General features: G+C 69.3%; 21 protein-coding genes and 1 other RNA gene. 7 read left to right on the top strand and 15 right to left on the bottom strand.

Annotation, left to right across the window (positions count from 1 at the left end):
* Positions 1-18 precede the first annotated feature (18 nt).
* The gene (locus BVIR_RS14480; protein WP_055038286.1) at positions 19-369 is read left to right on the top strand and encodes a RidA family protein; all 351 of its coding nucleotides are present in this window, start codon (positions 19-21) and stop codon (positions 367-369) included.
* A gap of 128 nt (positions 370-497) precedes the next feature.
* Here BVIR_RS14480 and BVIR_RS14475 read toward each other — a convergent pair whose 3' ends face one another.
* Positions 498-1013, bottom strand: coding sequence for a MarR family winged helix-turn-helix transcriptional regulator (locus BVIR_RS14475; protein WP_145911946.1), 516 nt, complete (start codon positions 1011-1013; stop codon positions 498-500).
* Positions 1014-1315: 302 nt separating this feature from the next.
* Between BVIR_RS14475 and BVIR_RS14470 the strand changes: the two genes are divergently transcribed.
* Both BVIR_RS14470 and BVIR_RS14465 read left to right on the top strand, forming a co-directional pair.
* Positions 1316-2941 carry an MFS transporter gene (locus tag BVIR_RS14470; RefSeq protein ID WP_236823618.1) on the top strand — a complete coding sequence of 542 codons (1626 nt, stop codon included), beginning with the start codon at positions 1316-1318 and terminating at the stop codon, positions 2939-2941.
* Positions 2942-3114: 173 nt separating this feature from the next.
* Positions 3115-4467, top strand: a complete 1353-nt coding sequence (locus tag BVIR_RS14465; RefSeq protein WP_055038284.1) for an AmpG family muropeptide MFS transporter — start codon at positions 3115-3117, stop codon at positions 4465-4467.
* 271 nt (positions 4468-4738) lie between these two features.
* Here BVIR_RS14465 and recR read toward each other — a convergent pair whose 3' ends face one another.
* The 5 genes from recR to BVIR_RS14445 all read right to left on the bottom strand — a co-directional run bounded on the left by recR (position 4739) and on the right by BVIR_RS14445 (position 8625).
* Positions 4739-5341, bottom strand: a complete 603-nt coding sequence (gene recR / locus BVIR_RS14460) for a recombination mediator RecR (RefSeq protein ID WP_055038283.1) — start codon at positions 5339-5341, stop codon at positions 4739-4741.
* 177 nt (positions 5342-5518) lie between these two features.
* A complete protein-coding gene (locus BVIR_RS14455; RefSeq protein WP_055038282.1) occupies positions 5519-5836 on the bottom strand; it encodes a YbaB/EbfC family nucleoid-associated protein in 318 nt (105 codons plus the stop codon).
* 58 nt (positions 5837-5894) lie between these two features.
* Positions 5895-7715: a DNA polymerase III subunit gamma/tau gene (locus BVIR_RS14450; RefSeq protein ID WP_055038926.1), complete on the bottom strand. Its 1821-nt coding sequence runs from the start codon at positions 7713-7715 to the stop codon at positions 5895-5897.
* 159 nt (positions 7716-7874) lie between these two features.
* Positions 7875-7971, bottom strand: an RNA gene (ffs, locus tag BVIR_RS16535) — signal recognition particle sRNA small type.
* 168 nt (positions 7972-8139) lie between these two features.
* The gene (locus BVIR_RS14445; protein ID WP_055038281.1) at positions 8140-8625 is read right to left on the bottom strand and encodes a hypothetical protein; all 486 of its coding nucleotides are present in this window, start codon (positions 8623-8625) and stop codon (positions 8140-8142) included.
* A 116-nt stretch (positions 8626-8741) separates the two neighbouring features.
* On the opposite strand from BVIR_RS14445, the gene BVIR_RS14440 reads away from it, so the two are divergent.
* Positions 8742-9155, top strand: a complete 414-nt coding sequence (locus tag BVIR_RS14440) for an HIT family protein (RefSeq protein ID WP_055038280.1) — start codon at positions 8742-8744, stop codon at positions 9153-9155.
* Between the two features lie 125 nt (positions 9156-9280).
* Positions 9281-10228 (top strand): NAD(+) diphosphatase, encoded by a 948-nt coding sequence (gene nudC, locus BVIR_RS14435; RefSeq protein ID WP_082417410.1) that lies wholly within the window; start codon positions 9281-9283, stop codon positions 10226-10228.
* 15 nt (positions 10229-10243) lie between these two features.
* On the opposite strand, the gene pdeM is transcribed toward nudC, so the two are convergent.
* From pdeM to BVIR_RS14400, 7 genes are all read right to left on the bottom strand, one after another.
* Positions 10244-10945, bottom strand: coding sequence for a ligase-associated DNA damage response endonuclease PdeM (gene pdeM / locus BVIR_RS14430; protein ID WP_055038278.1), 702 nt, complete (start codon positions 10943-10945; stop codon positions 10244-10246).
* Complete coding sequence (locus BVIR_RS14425; protein WP_055038277.1) at positions 10942-13449, bottom strand: ligase-associated DNA damage response DEXH box helicase; 2508 nt, start codon at positions 13447-13449, stop codon at positions 10942-10944. The genes pdeM and BVIR_RS14425 overlap by 4 nt, the downstream gene beginning before the upstream one ends.
* Before the next feature lie 58 nt (positions 13450-13507).
* The gene (gene frdD / locus BVIR_RS14420) at positions 13508-13873 is read right to left on the bottom strand and encodes a fumarate reductase subunit FrdD (protein WP_197604373.1); all 366 of its coding nucleotides are present in this window, start codon (positions 13871-13873) and stop codon (positions 13508-13510) included.
* A complete protein-coding gene (locus tag BVIR_RS14415) occupies positions 13870-14322 on the bottom strand; it encodes a fumarate reductase subunit C (protein ID WP_055038276.1) in 453 nt (150 codons plus the stop codon). The genes frdD and BVIR_RS14415 overlap by 4 nt, the downstream gene beginning before the upstream one ends.
* A complete protein-coding gene (locus tag BVIR_RS14410) occupies positions 14322-15068 on the bottom strand; it encodes a succinate dehydrogenase/fumarate reductase iron-sulfur subunit (protein ID WP_055038924.1) in 747 nt (248 codons plus the stop codon). Before BVIR_RS14410 ends, BVIR_RS14415 begins: the two co-directional genes overlap by 1 nt.
* Before the next feature lie 7 nt (positions 15069-15075).
* The gene (frdA, locus tag BVIR_RS14405; RefSeq protein WP_055038275.1) at positions 15076-16842 is read right to left on the bottom strand and encodes a fumarate reductase (quinol) flavoprotein subunit; all 1767 of its coding nucleotides are present in this window, start codon (positions 16840-16842) and stop codon (positions 15076-15078) included.
* A gap of 286 nt (positions 16843-17128) precedes the next feature.
* Entirely contained in the window at positions 17129-18160 is a 1032-nt protein-coding gene (locus tag BVIR_RS14400) for a patatin-like phospholipase family protein (RefSeq protein ID WP_055038274.1), read from the bottom strand.
* Between the two features lie 137 nt (positions 18161-18297).
* On the opposite strand from BVIR_RS14400, the gene aroQ reads away from it, so the two are divergent.
* Together aroQ and BVIR_RS14390 are read left to right on the top strand one after the other, a co-directional pair.
* The gene (aroQ, locus tag BVIR_RS14395; RefSeq protein WP_055038273.1) at positions 18298-18759 is read left to right on the top strand and encodes a type II 3-dehydroquinate dehydratase; all 462 of its coding nucleotides are present in this window, start codon (positions 18298-18300) and stop codon (positions 18757-18759) included.
* Positions 18756-19736, top strand: coding sequence for an ABC transporter substrate-binding protein (locus tag BVIR_RS14390; protein WP_055038272.1), 981 nt, complete (start codon positions 18756-18758; stop codon positions 19734-19736). The genes aroQ and BVIR_RS14390 overlap by 4 nt, the downstream gene beginning before the upstream one ends.
* Before the next feature lie 168 nt (positions 19737-19904).
* On the opposite strand, the gene BVIR_RS14385 is transcribed toward BVIR_RS14390, so the two are convergent.
* Together BVIR_RS14385 and BVIR_RS14380 are read right to left on the bottom strand one after the other, a co-directional pair.
* On the bottom strand, positions 19905-21755 hold the full coding sequence (locus tag BVIR_RS14385) for a [FeFe] hydrogenase, group A (protein ID WP_082417183.1): 1851 nt from the start codon (positions 21753-21755) through the stop codon (positions 19905-19907).
* Positions 21752-23671 (bottom strand): FAD-dependent oxidoreductase, encoded by a 1920-nt coding sequence (locus tag BVIR_RS14380; protein ID WP_236823617.1) that lies wholly within the window; start codon positions 23669-23671, stop codon positions 21752-21754. Before BVIR_RS14380 ends, BVIR_RS14385 begins: the two co-directional genes overlap by 4 nt.
* Positions 23672-23916 lie beyond the last annotated feature (245 nt).

Raw genomic sequence — 23916 nt, 5'->3', positions numbered from 1 at the left:
CCTTTCAAGGAGAAACAGATGAGCATCACCCGCATCGAAATGGGGCCGCGCATGAGCCAGGCCGTGGCCCACGGCTCGACGGTCTATCTCGCCGGCCAGGTCGCCGACGACCCCAAGGGCAAGACGGTCACCGAGCAGACCGCCCAGATTCTCGGCCAGATCGACCGCCTGCTCGCCGCCGCCGGCACCGACAAGACCAAGATCCTGATGGCGACCATCTATCTCGCCGACATCGCCACCTTCGCCGAGATGAACGCGGCGTGGGAGCCGTGGGTGGCCGCCGGCAACACCCCGGCGCGCGCCACTGTCGAGGCCAAGCTGGTCACGCCGGACTACCGGGTCGAGATCGCGGTGATCGCGGCGCGCTGACAAAGCGTCGGCGACGCTGGCGCCAGCTCGAGCGTCCGCCGATGCAATTGAACCATGCGGCCGCTTTAAGCCTTTGAATTATCGCATTCTTTTTCGCAAAGCCGGCAGTCGCTTTTGCGGAGGATGCTCTAACCGTTGCCATCCTGGCCGCACGGCTTGTCGTCGAGCGCGGCGAGGGTGGCGGCGAGCTGGCGGTTGAGGCGGCCGAGCAGGGTGGCGAGCTGGGCGCGATCGGCGTCCGGCCATGCCGCGAACAGCGCCTCGATCCGCTCCAGCCGCGCCGCCTGCATCGCCTCGGCACCGGCGGCGCCCCGCGGGGTGGGCTCGATCAGCGCGCTGCGGCCGTCGGTCGGGTTCACCAGCTTGCGCACCAGCCCGAGGCGCTGCATCGCCGCGATCTGGCGCGTCACGGTGGAATCGTCGAGCGCCAGGCTGGCGGCAAGGCTCGACACGCTGGCCGGCCCTTCGCGCAGCTGCAGCAGTAGCAGATAGTGCGCCCGCTCCAACGGATAGACGCGCTTGCGGTTGATCGCCTCCAGCGCCCGGACCAGGAACGCGAACGCGTGTTCCAGCCGCTCGGTCACCTCGCGCTTGGCCTGCTCCATCGAGTTGTCCTCCGGGTGATGCGGTTTCCGGAAGATCACGGCGTGATCTGCAACACCATACTCCTCGAAAACCCTTGTGCGAGAACAGAAATTTCAGCAATCGGGCGATGAGGCGGCAGCTTGCGCGGCCAGCCGGGGTGGCCCGATTCGCTGCTCACGGCGGGATGCCGGTGGGCGCCTTGCCCGGGCGCTGCCCCCCGCTATTGGCTGCGCAGGGTTCAATCGCGGCGTCGCCCGAATAGTTTCCTGTGTCGTACATCTTGTTTCTGCCATAGAGTCCGCGCTAGCATCTGTATCATACAATCATATTTCTGCGGGAGCACGGCATGTCGGCCGGATCGATGTCCATTTTTCGCGATCAGCCCAAAGCGGTGTGGGCCACCGCGTTCGCCTGTGTGGTCGGCTTCATGTCGATCGGCCTGGTCGACCCCATCCTGACCTCGATCGCCGAGGGGCTGCGCGCGTCGCCGGCTGAGGTGTCGCTGCTGTTCACCAGCTATTTCTTCGTCACCTCGCTGATGATGCTGGTGACCGGCTGGGTGTCGAGCCGGCTCGGCGGCCGCAAGACCGTTCTGCTCGGCGCAGCCCTGATCGTGATGTTCGCCGGTCTGGCCGGCACCTCGACCTCGATTGCCCAGCTGGTCGGCTATCGCGCCGGGTGGGGCCTCGGCAACGCCTTCTTCGTCGTCACCGCGCTGTCGGTCATCGTCGCCACCTCGCGCGGCGGCACCATGGCCGCGATCCTGCTCTATGAGGCGGCGATGGGGCTCGGCCTCTCCGCCGGCCCGCTGGTCGGCGCCGCGCTCGGCGCAATGTCCTGGCGCTACCCGTTCTTCGGCACCGCCGCGCTGATGGGCGTCGCCTTCGTCGCCATCGCGCTGTTTCTGCCCGAGCAGCCCAAGCCGAAGCAGAAAATCTCACTCGGCGCGCCGGTTGCGGCGCTGCGCGACCCCGGCCTGTTCACCACCGCGGTCGGGGCGATGTTCTATTATTACGCCTTCTTCACCGTGCTGGCGTTCGCGCCGTTCGTGCTGCAGATGTCGGCGCATGCGGTGGGGCTGATCTATTTCGGCTGGGGCCTGCTGCTCGCCGTGTTCTCGGTGGTGGTGGCGCCGCGGCTGCAGTCCCGCTTCAGCGCCATCGGCCTCCTCAGCGTCTGCCTGGTGCTGTTCGCGGTGGTGCTGGCGGCGATGGGCTTTGCCTCCCCGCTCGGCATCGCCGCCGGCGTGGTGGTGAGCGGGGCGCTGATGGGGCTTGCCAACACCGTGTTCACCGAGATGGCGCTGGAGGTGTCGGCCGTGCAGCGGCCGGTGGCCTCGGCGGCCTACAATTGCGTGCGCTGGTCGGCCGGCGTGGTGGCGCCGATCACGGCGCCGCTGCTGGCGGCGACATTCGGCACCGAGGCTGCGTTCCTCGCCGCGGCCGCGGCGACCCTGATCGCCCCGGCCTTCCTCGTCGCCCGGCGTCGCACGCTCGGCCGGTTCGGCGTCGCACCGGAGGCGGCCGAGGCCGCGCCCGAATCGGCGCCCGCCTCGGCGCCTGTCGTGCTGGCCGCCGTCGACGGCACCGCCGCCGACGCGCGCGTGCTGGAGCAGGCGATCGAGCTTGCCCGAACGGGCGGCAGCACGGTCGCGGTGGTGCACGTGTGCGAGGAGGAGATCCTCGACGGCGATGCCGCCGACGCCACGAGCATTGAAGAGGCCGACGCCATCGTCGCCCGCGCACTGGAGCGGCTGGCGGCGGCTGGTGTCGAGGCGCAGGGCGAGGTGGTGCGTGCCAGCGCCGCCAAGACCGCCGCCGCCATCCTCGCCATAGCGCGGGCGCTGCCGGCGCGGACGCTGGTGCTCGGCACCCGCCACCGCCGCGATCCCTCCAATCTGGTGCACGGCTCGGTCGCCGACACCATCAAACGCAGTGCCGGGCCGGCGCTGACGGTGGTGATGGTCGCCGAGCGGGAGACGGTGTGAAACCCGCGGCGCAACGGCGGACGAAGCGGGCGCCGAAATTGAGCGGGCGGACGCCTGTCCGCCCCACGCCCGTGCGTTGACGCAATCGGGCCAAAAACCTTTGCGCGGCGGGGGAGAATCGCCAGACTGCGGCGCCCTCCACCCGCCAGCCGGCGGAGAACCTGCGAATTCACATGCTCACCACCCCGCCCCGCGCCTCCTGGTCGGACACGCTCGCCGTTTACCTGCGCCGGCGCGTGCTCATCGTGCTGTTGCTTGGCTTCGCCTCCGGGCTGCCGCTGGCGCTGTCGGGCTCGACGCTGCTGGTGTGGATGCGCGAGGCCGGTGTCGACCTCGGCACCATCGGCCTGTTCGCGCTGGTCGGCACGCCCTACACCGTGAAGTTCCTGTGGGCGCCGGTGGTCGATGCGCTGCACGTGCCACTGCTGTCGCGCCTGCTCGGCCGCCGCCGCGGCTGGCTGGTGTTCTCCCAGCTTCTGTTGTTCCTGGCGATCGTGGTGCTCGCCACCCGCGACCCGGCCTCATCGCCGTGGGCGGTCGCGTTCGCGGCGCTGCTGGTCGCCACCGCCTCCGCCACCCAGGACATTGTGATCGATGCATTCCGCGTCGAGAGCCTGGACGAGCGCGAGCAGGCCGCCGGCATGGCGAGCTATGTCGCCGCCTACCGGATCGGCATGCTGGTGTCGACCGCCGGCGCGCTGTTCCTGGTCACCGGGTTCGAACGCACCGGCTTCGACAAGCTGGCGGCGTGGCAGGCCGGCTATCTGGCGATGGCGGTGTTGGTCGCGGTCGGTGTCGTCACCACCTTGTTGGCCACCGAGCCGGACCGCTCCGCCGGCGTGGCGAGCCGCGAGGCGGACGGCAGCGCCCTGGTGCGGGTGGCGCGGGCCGCCGCCGGCGCGTTCTCCGAATTCCTGTCACGCGATCTTGCGATTGCGGTGCTGGTGTTCGTGGTGCTGTTCAAGCTGTGCGACGCCTTCGCCGGCACCATGACGGCGCCGTTCGTCATCGACCTCGGCTTCACCCGCGACGAATACGCCGCCATCGTCAAAGGGGTCGGGCTCGCCGCCACCTTGCTCGGCGGCTTTGCCGGCGGCTTCATCGCCCGCGCCGTGCCGCTGTCGGCGGCGTTGTGGACCGGCGCGCTGCTGCAGATGGTGTCGAACCTCGTGTTCGTCTGGCTGGCCTACGCCGGCAATAGCGTCCTGGCGCTGAGCGCCGCCATCATTGCCGAGAACTTCGCCGGCGCCATCGGCACGGTGATCTTCGTCGCCTACCTCTCGGTGCTGTGCGTGAACCCGCTGCACACCGCCACCCAGTACGCGCTATTGACCGCGCTGGCCGCGGTGGGGCGGACCTACCTGTCGGCCGGCGCCGGCTATGTGGCGGAGACCGCCGGCTGGCCGCTGTTTTTCGCGATTTCCTCGCTCACCGCGCTGCCGGGGCTGGTGCTGCTCGTGGTGTTGCAGGCGCGCGGCCACTTTGCCGGGCTCGGCGAGATCGAACGGGCCAAGGCGCGACGCTAGAGCATCTGACCTGACTGCATCAGGTCAGATGCTCTAGGTCTTTGTTATTTCGCATTTTCTTTCGCACAACCGGATCCCACTTGTGCGGAAAATGCTCTAATTCGCGTGTCATCCCTCTTCCCATCGAACAGACGCTTGCTCCTCATCCTGATGAGCGGTCGAAGACCGCGGCTCGAAGGATGAGACTGGCCGCCCATGCCCCTCGAGACGATCGCTTCGCGATCTCCTCAGGGTGAGGGCGGCGGATGCATCTGCTCAAAGGTGCGAAGGATCAGAACGGCGTGCGGGCGCGCAGCGCCTGGGCCAACGTGCCCTCGTCGAGGTAATCGAGTTCGCCGCCGACCGGGACGCCGTGGGCGAGGCGCGAGATCTTGGCTCCGGTCGGCCGCAGCAGATCGGTGACGTAGTGGGCGGTGGTCTGGCCGTCGACGGTGGCGTCGAGCGCCAGGATCACCTCGCGCACCCCATCCGTGGTGACGCGGCCGACCAGGCCGGCGAGGTTGAGGTCGTCGGGGCCGACGCCGTCGAGCGGTGACAGCGTGCCGCCTAGCACGTGGTAGCGCGCCTGGATCACCGCCGCCCGCTCCAGCGCCCACAGGTCGGCGACGTCGTCGACCACCACCAGCGTGGTCGGGTCGCGCCGCGGATCGGAACAGACGCAGCAGGGATCGACGGTGTCGATGTTGCCGCACACCCGGCACACCGTGACCTTGGCGAGCGTGTCGGCGAGCGCCGCGGCCAGCGGCGCCATCAGCTGCTCGCGTTTCTTGATCAGGTGCAGCACCGCGCGCCGGGCCGAGCGCGGCCCGAGGCCGGGCAGGCGCGCCAGCAACTGGACCAGGCGTTCGATCTCGGGACCGGCGACAGCGGGCATCGGGGGATAACGTTATAGAGTGCTTCGCCGAAGCCTCGTCGTTCCGGGCGAGGCGGGATGCGCAGCATCCGGCCAAGACCCGGAACCGTCAGCAAGGCACGGCTTCTGATCTGCAAACGGTCCCGGGTCGCGCGGCTGACGCCGCTTGCCCGGGACGACGATTGGCAGCGAAATCGCTCAGAACAGCTTGAGCCCGGGCGGCAGCGGCAGGCCGCCGGCCAGCGCCGACATCTTCTCGGCCATCGCCGCCTCTCCCTTCTTGCGGGCATCGGCGAGCGCGGCCATCACCAGATCCTCGACGATTTCCTTTTCCTCGGGCTTGAGCAGGCTGGGGTCGATCGACAGCGCCCGCATCTCGCCCTTGGCGGTGGCGCGGCAGGTCACCAGGCCGCCGCCGGCCGCGCCGTCGACCTCGATGGTGTCCATCTCGGCCTGCAGCGCCTCGAGCTTGGCCTGGAGCTGCTTGGCCTTGCCCATCATTCCCATGATATCCATGTCGTCCCCTCGTTGGTGCGATCCAACGGCCCGGTACTTTCGGTGTTCCAGGCCGGCGTTATTGGATGTCGTCGTCGTCGGGCCCGGCGAACAGGCCGTCGAGCCCTTCATCGTCGAGCGGCGGCAGATCGGCAAGGGGGGGCGTGTCCGTCGCCGGCGCGGCAGCGAGATGGCGGACGCGGGCGATCTTGGCGCCGGGGAAGCGCTCCAGCACCGCGCGCACCACCGGATTGGCGTCGATGCCCTCGCGCACCTGGTCGGCTTCTTCCTGGCGCTGCTCGGCGATGGTCTTGCCGCCGCCCTCGCGTGACAGCGTCACCACCCAGCGCCGCCCGGTCCAGCTTTTCAGCTTTTCGCCGAGTTCGGTGATGATCGTGGGCGAGGCCCCGGCCAGCGCGATCTCCAGCCGGCCGTCCTGGAACGCCACCAGCCGCACCCCGGTCTCGAGCTGGGTCTTGAGCAGGATGTCGCGGTGGCTCGCGGCAAGAGCGACCACCTCTTCGAACGCGTTGAGACGTGGCGCGCCCACAGCCTCGGTTTGGGGCGCCGCCACGGTGGCCACGGCGTGCGTTGCCGCCTGGGCGCCACCAAAGCGCTGGGCGCGGGCGCCGTTGCCGCCATTGCCGGAGGGAGCCGCCGGGGCAGCGCCCGCGGAGACGAGATCGGACAATTTGCGCAGCGCCTCGTCTGGCGTCGGCATGTCGGCGGCATAGGCGAGGCGCACCAGCACCATTTCGGCGGCCTGCGCCGGGCGGGCGTGGGCGTTCACCTCGGCGACGCCCTTCGACAGCATCTGCCACGCCCGCGCCAGCACCCGCATCGCCAGCGCGCCGGCCAGCTCGCGGGCGCCGCGGCGCTCGGCCTCGACCAGAGCGGGGTCGTCGGCTACCGTTGGCACGATCTTCACGCGGGTGACGAGGTGGGTGAAGTCGGCGAGGTCGACCAGGATCGAGGCGGGGTCGGCGCCGCCATCATATTGTTCGCGGAACTCGGCCAGCGCGCCGGCGATGTCGCCGCGCATCAGCGCCTGGAACAGGTCGATGATGCGGGCGCGGTCGGCAAGGCCGAGCATGGTGCGCACCGCCTCCGCCTCGATCCGGCCGGCGCCGTGGGCGATGGCCTGATCGAGCAGCGACAGCGAATCGCGCACCGAGCCCTCGGCGGCGCGCGCGATAACGGCGAGCGCCTCCGGATCAGCAGTGACGGCTTCCTTGTCGCAGATGCCGGCGAGATGGCCGACCAGGGTCGCGCCCTCGACCCGGCGCAAATCGAAGCGCTGGCAGCGCGACAGCACCGTGACCGGAACTTTGCGGATCTCGGTGGTGGCGAAGATGAATTTGACGTGCTCGGGCGGCTCTTCCAGCGTCTTGAGCAGGGCGTTGAACGCCGCCGTCGACAGCATGTGCACTTCGTCGACGATATAGACCTTCATGCGCGCCGCGACCGGACGGTAGCGCGAATTGTCGGTGAGCTCGCGAATGTCGGCGACGCCGTTGTGGGAGGCGGCGTCGATCTCGATCACGTCGACGTGGCGGCTTTCCATGATGGCGCGGCAATGCACGCCTTCGGCCTTGAGGTCGATGGTCGGGCCGGCGACACCCGGCGCCTCATAATTGAGGGCGCGGGCCAGGATGCGCGCGGTGGTGGTCTTGCCGACGCCACGCACGCCGGTCAGCACCCAGGCCTGGGGAATGCGTCCGGTTGCGAACGCGTTGCCGATGGTGCGGACCATCGCCTGCTGGCCGATCAGGTCCTCGAACCGCTGCGGGCGATATTTGCGCGCCAGCACCCGGTAGCCCGCCGCCGGCTTGGCCACCATCTCCAGCCCCGGCAGGGCCGGGCCGTCCGCGGGGAGGGAAGGCGGGGGCACATCGGTCATCGCAGGGACGGCCTTGTCGTCGGGTGATTCGACCGGCATCGCCACCTGGACCGACACCGGGATCGTCAACCAGTGAAGGAGTGGGCCGGCAAACGGGCGACCCGGCCTCGCCGGCGGTTGTGCGCGGCCCAAGGCGCGCGTCGCATGTCGCGGACGAAAGTGGGAGGCTGGACGAGCGACCCGGCTCAATCTCGTTAGGGCTGCTTCCTTCCGGACCTGACCCGGTTGGCGAGTGGTCCGTCCACCGCCAACCTCCCGAGCCCTATATCGTCTGCCCGCGCGCCGAAGGCAAGCCGGCTTTGCGCCTCATCGGCGCATATCCCCGGCGGCACGCGCGGACGACGTCCGGCGGTTTGGCCGGCATCGTTGGCGTGTTCGGGCCGGCGCGGCCGGCCGGAGGTGGCAGACGACAGCTCTGCCGCCATCATCCTGCCGCCTTGGCAAATCGTTCGGCGCTTTGGCGGAAGTCGTCGCCCTCGTCATAGATGATGTTGACAATGGTCCATCGTCCCGCGTCGGGCGCCAGATGGACGAACACCTGCCGCGCTTCCGTCCCGGACGTGAACTCCACCGCAACGATGCGTTCCTTCGGCAGGCCGGGAATGTTGGTGACGCGCTGCACCGCAACGCTGCGGCCGGCACCGGCGCCGGGGCCGAACACCGCGGTTCTCACCCCTGCGCCGTTGCCGGCGGGCTTGCCTCGCAGCTGCCACGCCTTGCGCAGCTCGGCGCTCAGCAATGCGAGGAAGTCGCGCTCCGGCAGCGCGTTGGCGCCGAGCGTCGCCGCCCGGCTGTAGACGTCTCGAACCAGGGCCACCGGATCGTCGGAGGCCGGCACGGTGGACGGAATGCCGAATGCCAGCAGCACGGCGCCGACCAGGATCCAGCGACGTTTGATGCCATACTTCATCGGGTGTTCACTCTGGCGACGCAAGAACAGCCCCAATTGCATCAACCGACACAGACATGGCCGGTTTCATGCGGTTTAGTCGCACTCTATGACGATGAGGTTCAGGAGACGACGATATGTCCGTTGCGTTCGCGATAGACCCCCGCCTTGAACAGGGCAGCGTCGCGGTGGCCGAGTTGCCGCTCTCGGTCGTCCGGCTGGTCGACGACCGTCGCTTTCCCTGGCTGCTGCTGATTCCGCAGGTCGCCGGTGCCATTGATCTGATTGACCTTTCGGAGGAAGACCGCGGCGCCGTGATCGAGGAGATCGCCGCGGCCTCGCGTGCGCTGAAGGAGGCGACCGGCTGCGACAAGCTCAACGTTGCCGCGCTCGGCAACCAGGTGTCGCAGCTTCACATCCACGTTATCGCCCGCTTCAGCACCGATTCGGCGTGGCCCGATCCGGTGTGGGGCAAGGGGGCGCCGGTGCCGTTTGAGCCCGCCGCCCGCGATGCCTTCGTCAAGTCGCTCCGCGCCAGTCTTGCGGTCTGATCGCCCCTTGGAGCCTCCGCCGACCACCCACCAAGCGGATCCTCCAGGCTTCTGAATTTTCGCATTTTCTGCCGCAAGGTCGGTTCCCGCGCTTGCGGAAAATGCTCAAGCTCCTGCGGCACCTCATGCTTCGGCCTTCATTCCGGCGCGCCCCGCCGCCGCCTCTTGGCTATGTCGGCGGCACGATCGACCGAGCCAGCGAGCATCGCACCGACGACGCCTTCCTGGCCGGTGCCGCGCTCGATCCCGCCGCCCGCAGCTACGTCGTCGCCGGCGAGATGATCGTGCTGCACCGGGTCGACGCGGGCTACGACGCCCTGTTCGATCTCGACCGCGCCGCCGGCATCGGGGTGGCGCGGGAGCGGGCCTTTCTCGGCCTGGAGGGCCGGGCGCCGCGCTTTGCCACCCTGATCGACGCCGTGACCACGGAGACCCAGGCCACCTATCCCGACGTGTTCGTGTCGGATCTCCGCTCGATTGCGATGCAGGGGCTGGTGCCGCCCGGCCAGCTCGCCGGGCTCGCCACCGCCAAGGCGCTGATGCACTGGCACGCCACCCATCGGTTTTGCTCCGCCTGCGGAACGCCGACCCGGCTCGGCCTCGCCGGCTGGAAACGCGACTGCCCGTCGTGCCAGGCCGAGCACTTCCCGCGCACCGACCCGGTGGTGATCATGCTCGTCACCCGCGGCGAGCGCTGCCTGCTGTGCCGGCAGGCGCGCTTTCCGCCCGGGATGTGGTCGTGCCTCGCCGGCTTCGTCGAGCCCGGCGAGACTTTCGAGGACGCCGTGCGCCGCGAGACCCGCGAGGAGGCCGGCGTCGCGGTCGGGCGGGTGCGCTACCTCGCCTCCCAGCCCTGGCCGTTCCCGATGTCGGTGATGGTCGGCTGCATCGCCGAAGGCCTCAGCGAGCTGCTGACCGTCGACACCTCCGAGTTGCTCGGCGCCCGCTGGGTGGCGCGGCGCGACGCCGCGCTGATGCTCAGCCGCAGCCACCCCGACCAGAGCTTCTGCCCGCCGCCGACCGCGCTGGCCCACCACCTGATCCGCGCCTTCGTCGAGGGCAGGCGGCTTTGACCGGCCGCCGCCTGGTCAATCCGGCCACAGCCGGTCCGATGCCACCGGGTAGACCTTCGCGCCCAGCATCAAGGCGGCGAAGCCGGCCGGAAACAGCGGCGCGAAGGCAGCGTCGCGGACGTTGAGCCCGCCGGCATAGGCGCCGAGCGCCGGCATCACCACCCGCGCGCCGCAGGTGGCGAAGCAGCGTCGCCGCACCGAGCCGCCCGCCCCGCGCAGCTTGGCGGCGGGGTGGAGATGGCCGGCGATCTCGCCCGGCGCCGGCCCCGGCGTCGGCTGGTGGCGAAAGCTGAGCGGGCCGAGCCGAAGCTCGTCCGCCACCTCGCCGCCAATTCCCGCACACCCAAGCCGGGCCGGCGGCATCGGGTCGTGGTTGCCGGCGATCCACACCCAGCGCCGGCCCGCCTGCAACGCGGCGATTGCTGCACGATGCTGCGCGGTAAGTCGTTGATATGCGTAGGGATCGTGGAAGCTGTCGCCGAGCGCCACCACCTGTGCCGGACGATAGTGCGCGATCAACCGCGCCAGCGCTGCCAAGGTGTCGATGGTGTCGTAGGGTGGCAGTGGCCGGCCGCGCGCGGCAAAGCTCGAGCCCTTCTCAAAATGGAGATCGGCCACCGCCAGCAGCCGTTCGGCCGGCCACCACAGCCCGCCCAGCGGGTCGGCCACCAGTTCGGCGCCGGCCACCGTGAAGCTGGCACTTCCCGCCGCGCTCACCGCATCGCCTCCTCGACCAGCTCGGCCGCGTTCTCCGCCATCAACTCCTCCGCGCCGGCGCCGAACACCGGCTCGCGGCCGATCTCGAGCAGCACCGGCACCGCCAGCGGCGACACCTTCTCTAGCGCCACGTGGCGAATGGAGCCGTGCACGCGCGCAAGCAGCATCGCCAGCCGGCGGAGGTCGATGAGGCCGGTGGCGGCATCGGCCCGGGCGACGCGCAGCAGCAGGTGGTCCGGCTCATGGCGGCGCAGCACGTCAAAAACGAGGTCGGTCGACATCGTCATCTGCCGGCCTGATTTTTCCTTGCCGGGGTGGCGGCGCTCGATCAGCCCGGCAATGATGGCGCAACTGCGGAAGGTTCGCTTCATCAGCGCCGATTCGTCGAGCCAGGCTTCCAGATCGTCGCCCAGCATGTCCTGGTCGAACAGCGCGCCGAGCGCGAGCCGCCGCGCTGCGATTGCCGACGACAGGTCCGCCCGCGTCCACACCGCCAGGGCGTAATCGTTGGCGACGAAGCCGAGCGGGGCGAGGTGCGCCCGCTCCAGCCGCCGCGTCAGCAGCATGCCGAGGGTCTGGTGCGCCAGCCGGCCCTCGAACGGGTAGGCGACCAGATAGTGCCGGCCCTCGCGCGGAAAGGTCTCCACCATCAGCTCGCCCGGGCGCGGCAGGCGGGCGTTGCGACGCTGGATCGACAGCCACTCCGCCACCTGCGCCGGCAGCGCCGCCCATTGCGCCGGATCGGCGATCATCGCTCGCACCTTTTCGGCCAAAAAGGTCGACAGCGGAAACTTGCCGCCGAAATAGGACGGGATGCGCGGTTCGGGATCGCTCGACCACGACACATAGACCTGATCCTCGACGATGGCCTCGAACGCGACAATTTCGCCGGCGAACACGAAGGAATCGCCCGCGGTCAGCGTCTCGACGAAGCTCTCCTCGACCGTGCCCAGCGCCCGGCCGCCGCGGCCAAGCGGCCCGGTGGAGCCCTCGGCGCGGCGGCGGCCGCGCACCAGCCGCACCGTCAGCAGGTCCGATTCGACGATGGTGCCGATATTGAGCCGGTACTGCTGGGCAAAGCGCGGGTTGGCGATGCGCCACAGGCCATCCTTGCGCTGGCGCAGCTTGGCGAACCGCTCATAGCTCTTCAGCGCGTAGCCACCGGTGGCGGCAAAGCTGAGGGTGGCGTCGAAGTCGGCGCGGGAGAGATCGGCGTAGGGCGCAGCCCGGGTCACCTCGGCAAACAGGCCGTCGGCGGAAAACGGCGCCGCGCACGCCGTGCCGAGAATGTGCTGGGCCAGCACGTCGAGCCCGCCGCGGCGGGGCAGCTCGGTATCCTGGGCGCCGGCGGCGACCGCCTCCTGGGCGGCGCGGCATTCCAGCACCTCGAAGCGGTTGGCCGGCACCAGGACGGCCTTCGACGGCTCATCGAGCCGGTGGTTGGCGCGGCCGATGCGCTGGATCAGCCGCGAGGCGCCCTTGGGCGCGCCGACATTGATGACAAGGTCGATGTCGCCCCAATCGATGCCGAGGTCGAGCGAGGAGGTCGCCACCACCGCCTTGAGCCGGCCGTCGGCCATCGCCGCCTCGACCTTGCGGCGCTGGGCGACGTCGAGCGAGCCGTGATGCAGCGCGATTGGCAGATTGTCGTCATTGGCTTCCCACAGCAGCTGGAACACCAACTCGGCCTGCATGCGGGTGTTGACGAACACCAGCGTGGTGCGGTGACGCCTGATCAGGTGGTAGACCTCGCCGACGGCGTGGCGCGCCGAATGCCCGGCCCACGGCAGCCGCTCGGCGGTGTCGAGCATCAAAACCTGCGGCGAAGCGCCGGGCGGCGCCTCCACCAGGTCGGCCAGTTCGCTGGCGGCGGTCTGCGGCACCAGGTAGCGGCGCAGCGCCTCCGGCCACGCCACCGTGGCCGACAGCCCGATGGTCTGCAGCCTTGGCGCCAGCGCGTGGAGCCGGGCGAGCCCGAGCGCCAGCAACTCGCCGCGCTTGGAGATCACCAGGGCGTGCAGCTCGTCCAGCACCACGCGTTTCAGCGTGGCGAACAGGTACGGCGCATCCGCGGTGGAGAGCAGCAGCGCCAGCTGCTCCGGGGTGGTGAGCAGGATGTCGGGCGGGTCGCGACGCTGCCGCTGGCGCTTGGAGGACGGGGTGTCGCCGGTCCGGGTCTCGATGCGGATCGGCAGGCCGATCTCGGCAACCGGGGTTTCGAGATTGCGGGCGATATCGACCGCGAGCGCCTTCAACGGCGAGATGTAGAGGGTATGGAGCCCACGCTGCGTCTCGGGCGGGCCGGCTGCCAGCTCGGCCAGGCTGGGCAGAAAGCCCGCCAGGGTCTTGCCGGCGCCGGTCGGCGCGATCAACAGCGTCGAGCGGCCGGCCCGCGCCTTGTCCATCAGCGCGAGCTGATGCGGGCGCGGCGCCCAGCCGCGCCCGGCGAACCAGCGCCGGAACGGCTCGGGCAACCGATCGTCGGTCGGGGTGACGGGTTCCACGCCGAAGGCCTAAAGCGGTTTTGCCGCCGGCGCGATCAGGGTTTGCGCGTGCTCCGCCTCAGCCGATGCTGAACACCAGCACGGCGCAGGCCACGGTCGCCACCGCGGCGATACCGCGCAGCACGATCTGCGCGGTATGGGCGCTGGCGAGGCCGACATGGTGCGCGCTCGCCGCCATGCGGTGCACGCCGTGCCACAGTAGCAGCGCGATCACCAAGAAGATCACCGCCTTGCCAAACGGCGCCGCGGCAAAGGCGTGCATGGCGGCATAGCTCATGGTGTCGGCCGCAACGCCGGTACCGGTCGGCACCAGGATCCCGGTGATGACGATCAAGGCGACGCCGACCAGCGCGGCCAGCGTGCCGCCGCCGCCGAACAGCAGCCAGAAGATCGGCTCCTGCGAACGCTTCAGCGGCTTGGTCATGACGCGCCTCCCGCCGGGACGAGCATGCGGACGATATCGGCCAGCCACGGCGGCAACAGCCCGGCGATCCAGCCATAGACGAACAGTGAAATTGCCGCCGCCGCGGCAACGCCGATCACCACCACCGCGAGGTCGGGCACCACCCGGCCGCCAAACCGCAGCGTCGGCGCGGTCTTGGGCAGCACCATGAACCACGTCACCGTGTGCAGCAGCGCGAACGCTGCCGCCACGACGTGGAACGCGATCATGGCCGGCGTCGCCAGCATCGCGCGCCAGCCGTCATAGGCGGCCTCGCCCAAGCTCAACGTATAGAGCCCCCACAGCAGCACCAGCGCGTAGAGGAAGAAGAACACCGCGGAGGCTTCGCGCACCATGTAGACGAGATAGAACGGGTTCCGCAGCCACCACGTCGCCGGCATCGCCCGGCGATAGGTTTTCACCTCGGTCATCACCGGCCTCCCACAAGGCGCTTCAGCCCAATATAGTCGAGCGCCGAATTGACCTTGTTCTCGTTGATGGCGTGCATCGGGTCGACGCCCTTGGGGCAGACCTCGGAGCAGTATCCGACCACGGTGCACTCCCACACCCCGATGTCGGCGTTGGCGACGTCGGCGCGCACCGACCAGCCGACGTCGCGCGAGTCGAGATTGTAGCGCTGCAGCAGCGACAGCGCCGCCGGGCCGACGAACTGATCGTTCAGCCCGAACTGCGGGCAGGCGGCGTAGCAGAGTAGGCAGTTGATGCACTGCGAGTACTGGTAATAGGCCTCAAGCTGCGCCGGGGTCTGGCGGAAGGTGCCTTCCGACAGCGGCTTGTCCTGCTTCGCCACGATGTAGGGCTTGATCATGGCCAGCTTGTCGAGGAAGCCGGTTTGGTCGATGGCGAGGTCGCGCTGGATGGGGAAGTTGTCGAGCGGCGCCACCTTCACCGGCCCGGGGTAGAGGTCGCGCAGGAAGGTCTCGCACGACAGCTTCGGGGTGTCGTTGATCATCATGCCGCACGAGCCGCACACCGCCATGCGGCACGACCAGCGGAAGGTGAGCGAGCCGTCGAGATGGTCCTTGATGTATTGCAGCCCTTGCAGCACCGACATGTCGGGTGTGAACGGCACGTCATAGCTCTGCCGGCGCGGCTCTTGGTCGGTCTCGGGGTTGAAGCGCACGGCTTCGATGCGGATAGTGCGGGTGTCGGTCATGGCCATCTCACGTCAGCTCGGCTTTGCTGCCGGCGCCGCCATAGACGCGCGCGCCCGGCCGCGACTTGGTGATCGTCACCGGCGCCGACTTGATCGACGGCGTGCCGTCACCGCCGGATTTGGCGATGGTGTGGACGAGGTAGCGCTTGTCGTCCCGCGTCGGCAGATCGAGCCGCTGGTGGGCGCCGCGCGATTCCTTGCGCCACAGCGCCGAGTGCGCCATCGCCTCGGCGACCTCCAGCATCGCGCCCAGTTCGACGGCGGCGAGCCACTCGGTGTTGAAGGCGCGGTTGGTGTCGTCGAGCTTGACGCCGCGGCGGTAGCGCTGGCGCAATTCGGCGAGCTTGGCGCAGGCCGCCTTGAGCCCGTTCACGGTGCGGAAAAGCCCGACCCCCGCCTCCATCGCGTCCATCATTTCGTCGCGCAGCGTGACGGTGCGCTCGCCGCGCTCGCTGTCGATCAGTCGGACCAGCCGGGTGGCGGTGGCGTCGGCCTGGCGGGCGGTGCGCTCCGCGCTCGCCGGCCGCACCGACCTCGCATGCTGGGCGGCGCGTACACCGGCCACCTTGCCGAACACCAAAAGCTCGGCCAGCGAGTTGGAACCGAGCCGGTTGGCGCCATGGATGCCGACGCTGGCGCATTCGCCGGCGGCGTAGAGGCCGGCGACCGCGGTCTCGGTGTGAACGTTGGTGGCGATGCCGCCCATGGTGTAGTGCACCGCCGGCCGCACCGGGATCGGTTGCTTGACCGGGTCGACGCCGGCGAAGGTGCGCGCCGCTTCCGTGATCAGCGGCAGGCGCTCCAGGATCTTCTTCTCGCCGAGGTGGCGCAGATCGAGGTTCACCGCGCTGCCGTACGGCGTCTGGATGGTATTGCCCTTGTTGTCCTCGTGCCAGAACGCCTGCGACAGGCGGTCGCGGGGCCCGAGCTCCATCGCCTTCGCCCGCGGCCAGGGGTCGAGCGGGCCGAGGCCATAGTCCTGCAGATAGCGGTAGCCGTCCTTGTTGGTGAGGATGGCGCCCTCGCCGCGGCAGGCCTCGCTCATCAGGATGCCGGTACCGGGCAGGCAGGTCGGATGCCACTGCACGAATTCCATGTCGCGCAGCACCGCACCCTTGCGGAACGCCAGCCCCATGCCCTCGCCGGTGACGATGCCGGCATTGGTGTTCTGGCGGAACACCCGGCCGGCGCCGCCGGTGGCGAGAATGACGGCGTTGCAGGCAAACAGCACCATCTCGCCGGTGGCGATCTCGATGGCGAGAACGCCGCGCACACGGCCGTCCTCGACCAGGAGGTCGGCGCAGAAATACTCGTCAAATCGCTTGATCGAGGGGTATTTGTACGAGGTCTGGAACAGCGTGTGCAGGATGTGAAAGCCGCTCTTGTCGGCGGCGAACCAGGTGCGCTGCACCGTCATGCCGCCGAAGAAGCGGACATTGACGCTGCCGTCGGGCTTGCGGCTCCACGGACAGCCCCAGCGCTCCAGCTGCACCATCTCCTCGGTGCAGTGCCGGACGAAATACTCCACCGCGTCCTGGTCGCACAGCCAGTCGCCGCCGGCGACGGTGTCGTGGAAATGCTGCTCGAGGCTGTCGTCCTCGCGCACCACGCCGGCGGAGCCGCCTTCGGCGGCCACGGTGTGGCTGCGCATCGGCAGCACCTTGGAAACCAGCGCGATGGAGAGGGCCGGGTCGGCCTCGGTGGCGGCGATGGCAGCGCGCAGGCCGGCACCGCCGCCGCCGATCACCACGACGTCAGTTGAGATGATTTGCATGGTCTCCGCCTGGTCGCATCGTCAGTAAACGGCACGGCGCATCTTGGTTCCGCATCTTGGTCGCAGCGTTGTTTCCAGGAGCCGGTATTTGCGGAAATTCGCTAAGGTCCAATGGTTTGGTTCCGAAGATATGCGGGCCGGAGAACGGTCTGGCATAGCCGGCAACCAATTCTGCATTATCGAGCTTAAATGGTGATGCCGATGGTGCGGGTTTGGCAAGGCGGGGTTGCCCCAGCTGGCTGTGGCGCGGAGCCATCCTATGGCAGCCGTTGTGAGCGCATCGCGGTCACGCCTTGATCGCGACATCGAGCAGCGCCGCGACGCGGCGCTTGACCTCGTCCTTCACCGGTTCTGCCGCGCGCAGGATGGCGTGGGTCTGCAAAAAGTCGATCAGGCCGAACACGTCGACGTTCGGCCTCACCAGAATGTCGGGCGGGTGGCGGCGCAGCTTTTCCGCCGCGATCACCGCCTGCATGATCTGGGCGGCGGCGAACGTCGCCTCCAGCGCCGCCGGCATGGCGCCGACATCGCCGGTCGGCCGGCCGGTGACGTCGACCGCCAGCACGTAGCGCGCCCGGCCGGCGACGGCGGACACCGGCACCGGATCGGTGGCGGCGCCGTCGATGAAGATGCGGCCGCTGATCTCGAGCGGCCGCACCAGGCCCGGCACCGCGGCCGAGGCCGCGACCGTCGGCAGCAGCGGCCCTTCGGTGAACGACACCGCGGCGCGGGCGTAAAAATCGGTCGCCACCACCGCCAGCGGAATCGTCAGCTCGGCGAAATCGCTCTTCAGCCCGTCCGGCAGGAACGCGGCGAACAGCGTCTCGCCATTGACCAGCACCGGATTGCCGAGCCCGGCCGAGAGCAGATCGACGAAGCGCCCGACCCGGGCGGCGATCAGCTTTTGCAGCATGCCGCCGCGGTCGCGGAAGCTGTGGACGAGATGGTGGCGGATGTCCTTGGCCGGGATGCCGGAGGCGTAGGCCGAGCCGATCAGCGCGCCGATCGAGGTGCCGGCGATCATAGCCGGCACCACGCCGAGCTCGTCCAGCGCCTCCAGCACGGCAAGGTGGGCGAGGCCGCGCGCGCCGCCGCCGCCGAGCACCAGCGCTAGCGATTGGGGGTCGTTCGCCGGCTCCAGCCTGGGCTGGGCGGGCGGGGCGGCGGCGGTGGGCTTGGGCAGATCGGCGATCGGCTCGGCCGCCGGCAACACGGCGGTGCCGCGGCGCCGGCCGGCCCGCGCCGCCTTGGCCGGCTCGCGACCGGGGGGCGTGGTGCCCGGCGGGGTATTGCCGGGCGGGGTTTTGCCGGAGGTCATGGAGCAACTCGGGGATGATGGTCAGGCACTATAGACCAGTTCGTGCCGCCGAGCTTCAGCGGATCGCCGGGATGGACTTCTGCCCGCGGCCGGCCAATGCTGGCCCGTTAGCCCTGTCAGCCAATTGCGATCGCACCATGACCCCGTCCGTCCTCATCCTCAATGGGCCGAACCTCAACCTGCTGGGCACCCGGCAGCCGGAGGTCTATGGCCGGGCGACGCTCGCCGACATCGAACGCGACTGCCGGGCCAAGGCGGACACGCTCGGCCTTGCCGTCGATTTCCGCCAGTCGAACGGCGAAGGGACCCTGATCGACTGGATCCACGCCGCGCGCGGCACGCATGCCGGCATCGTCCTCAACGCCGGCGCCTACACCCACACCTCGATCGCCATCATGGACGCCATTTCCAGCGTCGAGCTGCCGGTGATCGAGGTCCACCTGTCGAACATCCACCGGCGCGAGCCGTTCCGCCACCAATCCTACATCTCCAAGGTGGCGGTGGGCATGATCTGCGGCTTCGGGCCGTTCGGCTACCAGATCGCGCTCGAGGCCATCGCCAACCACCTCGGCATCGCCACGCCGCGAGGCACGGCATGACCGCATCGCGCGCCTTCACCCGCCGCGCCGCGCTCGCCGCGCTGGGTGGCCTCGCCGCCGCCCCGCTCGCCGCCGCCGCGGCGCCGGGCCTGTCGATCCTGGCGGCGCCGAGCACCGCCTCGATCCTGATCGCGCGGGCGGTCGAAAGCGCCGCCCTGGCGACCGCGGGCGCCTCGTTTGCGGTGTGGCGCAGCCCCGACCAGCTGCGCGCCGCGCTGGTGTCGGGCGAGGCGACGGCGGTCAGTTTGCCGACCAACGTTGCCGCCAACCTCGACAGCCGCGGCTTGAAGCTGAAGCTGGTGTCGGTGATCAGCGCCGGCCACATGCACGTGCTCAGTGTCGACCCGGCGGTCAATCGCCTTGCCGACCTCAAGGGCAAGCACGTCCAGCTCTATTTCCGCAATGATATGCCGGATGTGTCGCTGCGCTGGCTGTTGAAGACGGCCGGGCTGGTGCCGGACCAGGACGTGACGCTCGATTATGCCGGCTCGGCCACGGAGGCAACGCAGCTGGTGCTGGCCGGCCGCGCCTCGACCGTGCTGCTCAACGAGCCGATCGCGAGCGCGGCGCTGCTGGCAGCGGCGAAAGCCGGCCTCAAGCTGCGGCGGGCGTTCACGCTGCAATCGGCCTGGGCCGAGCAGACCGGCAGCGCGGCCTTTCTGCCGATGGCCGGGCTGGCGGTGACGGCATCGTTTGCCGACCAAGCACCCGATGCGGTGCGGGCGCTGCACCGGGCCACGGCCGACGCGGTCGCGTGGGTGAAGGCCGAGCCGGCGGCAGCCGCGGCGCTGGCTGAGGCGCGCATGGGCTTTCCTGCCGCCGCGACCAAACTGGCGTTGGCGCAAGGCGATGCCACCGTCATCGCTGCGCGTGAGGCGCGGCCGGCGATCGAGGCGTTCCTGTCGGCGCTGGCCGAGCTGTCGCCGGCCTTGATCGGCGGCCAGCTTCCGGGGGACGGGTTTTATTTCGAGGGGTAAGCTTCGCGCTGGTCGTCCTCGACAAGCCGAGCGCTCGGCTTGTCGAGGACTCATGATCCGCGATGCGGACAATTCGATTGAACGGGCGCCGATAGGCCATCGGCGTCGTGGATCATGGGTCCCGGGTTCTCGCTGCGCGAGCCCCGGGACGACAAAGAACGCGCCCCCTCAATACACCTTTCCCGTCATCTTGATGTCGGCCCAGATCTCACGGACGGTCTGGTTCATCTCGATCCTGCGGTCGCTGTACCAGGTGTGCAGCAGCTCGTGGGCCTTGTGCGAGTTCGGGCTGCCGAGGAAATCGCGATAGAGCGCCTGCACCTGCTTGTTGTGATGGGACTGGCGCACCGCGCGCTTGCGGTCGATGCCGAACAGCGTCTCGCGGCGCTTCAGCGCGTGCGGCAGGTATTGCTTCTTGGAGCGCAGCGAGCCGCCGCCGTCGACGCAGCCGCCGGGGCAGGCCATCACTTCGATGAAGTCGAAATCGGCGCTACCGCTGCGCACCGCCTCGACGATCTGTCGCGTCGGCTTGAGGCCATGGCACATCGCCACCTTCACCTCGCCGACATCGCCGCCGAGGTCGACGGTGGCGGTGCGCACGCCGTCGAAACCGCGCAACTGCTCCAGCTCGACGCTCGGCAGCTCGCGGCCGTTGACGACGTAGTACATCGTCCGCACCGCCGCCTCCATCACCCCGCCGGTGGTGCCGAAGATGGCGCCGGCGCCGGTGTATTCGCTCATATAGGGGTTGTCGAACGCCGACGGCTCCAGCGTCTTGAGGTCGATGCCCTCGCGCCGGAGCAGGCGCGAGAACTCACGGGTGGTCAGCACCACGTCGACCTCAGCAATGCCGTCGTGGCGGAGCTGGCGGCGGGCGATCTCGTCCTTCTTTGCGGTGCACGGCATGATCGAGATGACGCGGATGCGTCTGGGATCGATGCCCATCTTCTCGGGCAGATAGGTCTTGGCCAGCGCGCCGACGCATTGCTGCGGCGACTTGGTGGTCGAGAGCAGCGGCAGGATGTCCGGGTAATGCCGCTCGGCGAAATTGATCCAGGCCGGGCAGCACGACGAGAAGGTCGGGCGCTTCTTCTCGGCGAGGCGTTGCAGCAGCTCGGTGCCTTCCTCCATGATGACGAGGTCGGCGCCGAAATTGGTATCGAGCACGATGTCGGCGCCGAGCTTGCGCAGCGCGGTGATGATCTGGCCCTCGACATTGGTGCCGGGCGGCAGGCCGAACTCCTCGCCGAAGCCGACCCGCACCGCCGGCGCGAACTCGGCGACGGTGACCAGTTCGGGATCGTACATCATCTCCAGCGCGCGGTCGGTTTCGTCGCGCTCGCCCAGCGCGCCGGTCGGGCACACCAAGACGCACTGGCCGCAACTGACGCAGGCCGAGTTCTTCTGCGTCAGGCCGTGGCGCAGCCCGACCGCAGTGTCGAGCCCGGTGCCGATCTGGATCAGCGCGTCGACGCCCTGGCCGTCGCGGCACACCGCGATGCAGCGCTGGCAGCGGATGCAGCGCTTCATGTTGCGGATCAAGGCGGGCGAGGAATCATCGATCGGCCGCATCGCCACCCGCGCCGGGTCATGAAAGCGGTTTTGGCGCAGGCCGACGAACTGGGCGACGTCCTGCAGGTCGCAGCGGCCGTGGCGGATGCAGGTGGCGCAGTCCTGGTCGTGATCGGCGAGCAGCAGCTCGACCTGCAGGCGCTGCTTCTCGCGCACCTCCGGCGTGCGGGTCCAGATCTCGAGCCCGACCTGCATCGGCGTGGTGCAGGAGGTGACGAGGTGGGTCTTGCCGCTGCCCTGGGTTTGGATCTCGACCAGGCACACCCGGCAGGTGCCGGGGGTGTGGTCGATATCGGCGAGTTCGCACAGCGTCGGGATATAGACGCCGTGGCGACGGGCACAGGCCAGGATCGATTCGTCGGAGCGGCCGGTGATCGGCGCGCCGTTGATGGTGGCCTCGAAATAGGTCACCTCCGCCGCGGCAACGGTGTGGGTGGCCATGGTCATGCTCCCTCCGGGATCGGCTGCTCGGTGATCACCGAGTAAATGCGGTAGCAGCGCATGCAGCGCTTGGCCTCGCGATAGGCCTCCTCGGCGCAGATGGTCTGCTCGACCTCCTCGAACATCCCTGTTCGCACATTGGGGTCGAGCTCAGGGTGGTGGACGCGGTACTGCGGCTTCACCGGCACCTCGACGGCGTCGTCGGCCAGCATCCTGTTGTCGTTGAGCAGCCGTCGCATCCGCGAGCGCGGACGGAAGCGCACGTAGCCGAGCCGGATCCAGTCGTCGATGCTGCGCGTCGCCTTGAGGCCGGCGGCCATGGCGTGGATCAGCGTCGAGGGGCCGGACGAGCAGTCGCCGCCGGCGAACACGCCGGGCCGCGAGGTGGCAAGATCCACCGGATCGACCGCGACGCAATTCCAGCGGTCGAGGCTGATGCCGTCCTCCGGGCGCAGCGCGTCCTTCTTGATCTGCTGGCCGATGGCGGCGATCAGCGTGGTGCAGGGCAGGATGGTCTCGGTGTCCGGCTCCGGCTCGACGTTGCGCCGGCCGCGGCCGTCCGGCGCGGTGCGCCGCATCCGGATCAGCTCCACCCCGGCGATGCGGCGGTCCTCGACCAGGATGCGCATCGGGGTGGCGAGGTAGTGGAAGCGAATGCCCTCGGCCAGCGCCGCCTCGATCTCGTCGGCATCGGCGGGCATGTCCTCGCGGGTTCGGCGATAGACGATGTGGACGGTGTCGGCGCCCATGCGCAGCGCCGAGCGCGCGCAGTCCATCGCCACGTTGCCGCCGCCGACCACCACCACGTCGCCGGACAGCGTGATGGTGCGGGTGCCGGCGACGTGGTCGTGCACGTCGAGCAGGAAATCGATGCCGGATTCGTAGCCGGCTACAGTTGGGTCCTCGCCGGCGACTCCGAGCCGGCTGCCCTGCTGGCAGCCCAGCGCCAGGAACACCGCGCGGTAGCCGCGCGCGAACAGATCGTCGATCGAGACGTCGCGCCCAAGCTCGTGGTTGAACAGGAAGCGGCCGCCGAGCGCGGCGATGATGTCGGTCTCCGATCGCAGCACGTCCTTGGGCAGGCGGTAGCTCGGGATGCCGATGGCGGCCATGCCGCCGGCTTCGCCCATCGCTTCCAGAATGTCGACGCGATAGCCGTGCAGGAGCAGGTGGTAGGCGCACGACAGCCCCGCCGGCCCGGCGCCGACCACTGCCACCCGCATGTCCTGGCTCAGGGGATGGGCGATCAGCTCGCGGCCGAAGGTGAGCGCCTGACCACTCTTCTGCTGGTCGGCAACGTAGCGCTTCAGCGTCTTGATGCCGACCGCCTCGTCGACCATCTTGCGCCGGCACGCCATCTCGCAGAACCTGACGCAGACGCGGCCGCAGGTCGCCGCCATCGGGTATTTCTGCAAGATCACGCCGAGCGAATGCTCCGGCTTGCCGTCGCGGATGAAGTCGATGTAGCGCGGCACGTTGATGCGCGAGGGGCAGGCCTCGATGCACGGCGCGGTCAGGTAGGTCAGGCCATTGGGCTCGCGCTGCGGGCCGCGCTTGAGTTCGCCGTCGACGACATCGCGAAAATGGCGCAGTGCCGCCAGCAGCGGCTTGGCGCAGGTCTGGCCGAGGCCGCACATCGAGGTCGCGGTCATCTGCTCGGCCAGCGTCGCGATCTCGTCGAGCGACAGCCTGGCCTTGCCGCCGTGGCGGATGGTGTCGAGCGCATCGCGCACCAGCACGGTGCCCATCCGGCACGGCGTGCATTTTCCGCAACTCTGGTCGGCGGCCTCCGCCATCTGCCGCCACAGCGCGTCGATCAGGCCGACGCCGGTGTCGAAGATGAAGAAGCCCCGGTCGCCGAAGAAGGCGCGAATGCGGTTGTCGTCGTCGAACACGTCGAAATTGGTCAGCGTCGGCGGCACGGGACGGTCCGCGGACGCCAACATTCCCGGGCGGTTGTCGTACACGACACCGTCCCAGACTCCATATGCGATCTCGGTCATGGATCCTCGCGCAAGTGTTCAGCGCGGGGCTTCGGGCGCTGGTTGGGTGGGCGGCCGGTTGGCCGCGGCCACCTTTCAGTGCGACGCGTTGAAACAATCCTAACCTTCGGGCCTGGGTCCACCGCGAGCTATGCGTTGCAGCCTCAATCGTGGAGATACGGACC

Origin of the sequence: Blastochloris viridis (genome assembly GCF_001402875.1) — a bacterium.
Lineage (GTDB): Bacteria > Pseudomonadota > Alphaproteobacteria > Rhizobiales > Xanthobacteraceae > Blastochloris > Blastochloris viridis.
Note: the sequence above shows the minus strand (reverse complement) of the source record. Positions and strands in the feature narration are given on the sequence as shown.

What these genes read in the sequence shown, in the direction of transcription:
- BVIR_RS14480 (WP_055038286.1), top strand. Translation starts at nt 19, where the DNA reads ATGAGCATCACCCGCATCGAAATGGGGCCGCGCATGAGCCAGGCCGTG.
- BVIR_RS14385 (WP_082417183.1), bottom strand. Translation starts at nt 21,755, where the DNA reads ATGACCATGGCCACCCACACCGTTGCCGCGGCGGAGGTGACCTATTTC.
- BVIR_RS14400 (WP_055038274.1), bottom strand. Translation starts at nt 18,160, where the DNA reads ATGACCTCCGGCAAAACCCCGCCCGGCAATACCCCGCCGGGCACCACG.
- nudC (WP_082417410.1), top strand. Translation starts at nt 9,281, where the DNA reads ATGCTTCGGCCTTCATTCCGGCGCGCCCCGCCGCCGCCTCTTGGCTAT.
- BVIR_RS14390 (WP_055038272.1), top strand. Translation starts at nt 18,756, where the DNA reads ATGACCGCATCGCGCGCCTTCACCCGCCGCGCCGCGCTCGCCGCGCTG.
- recR (WP_055038283.1), bottom strand. Translation starts at nt 5,341, where the DNA reads ATGCCCGCTGTCGCCGGTCCCGAGATCGAACGCCTGGTCCAGTTGCTG.
- BVIR_RS14440 (WP_055038280.1), top strand. Translation starts at nt 8,742, where the DNA reads ATGTCCGTTGCGTTCGCGATAGACCCCCGCCTTGAACAGGGCAGCGTC.
- frdD (WP_197604373.1), bottom strand. Translation starts at nt 13,873, where the DNA reads ATGACCAAGCCGCTGAAGCGTTCGCAGGAGCCGATCTTCTGGCTGCTG.
- frdA (WP_055038275.1), bottom strand. Translation starts at nt 16,842, where the DNA reads ATGCAAATCATCTCAACTGACGTCGTGGTGATCGGCGGCGGCGGTGCC.
- aroQ (WP_055038273.1), top strand. Translation starts at nt 18,298, where the DNA reads ATGACCCCGTCCGTCCTCATCCTCAATGGGCCGAACCTCAACCTGCTG.
- BVIR_RS14450 (WP_055038926.1), bottom strand. Translation starts at nt 7,715, where the DNA reads ATGACCGATGTGCCCCCGCCTTCCCTCCCCGCGGACGGCCCGGCCCTG.
- BVIR_RS14465 (WP_055038284.1), top strand. Translation starts at nt 3,115, where the DNA reads ATGCTCACCACCCCGCCCCGCGCCTCCTGGTCGGACACGCTCGCCGTT.
- BVIR_RS14415 (WP_055038276.1), bottom strand. Translation starts at nt 14,322, where the DNA reads ATGACCGAGGTGAAAACCTATCGCCGGGCGATGCCGGCGACGTGGTGG.
- BVIR_RS14410 (WP_055038924.1), bottom strand. Translation starts at nt 15,068, where the DNA reads ATGACCGACACCCGCACTATCCGCATCGAAGCCGTGCGCTTCAACCCC.
- BVIR_RS14455 (WP_055038282.1), bottom strand. Translation starts at nt 5,836, where the DNA reads ATGGATATCATGGGAATGATGGGCAAGGCCAAGCAGCTCCAGGCCAAG.
- BVIR_RS14470 (WP_236823618.1), top strand. Translation starts at nt 1,316, where the DNA reads ATGTCCATTTTTCGCGATCAGCCCAAAGCGGTGTGGGCCACCGCGTTC.
- BVIR_RS14445 (WP_055038281.1), bottom strand. Translation starts at nt 8,625, where the DNA reads ATGAAGTATGGCATCAAACGTCGCTGGATCCTGGTCGGCGCCGTGCTG.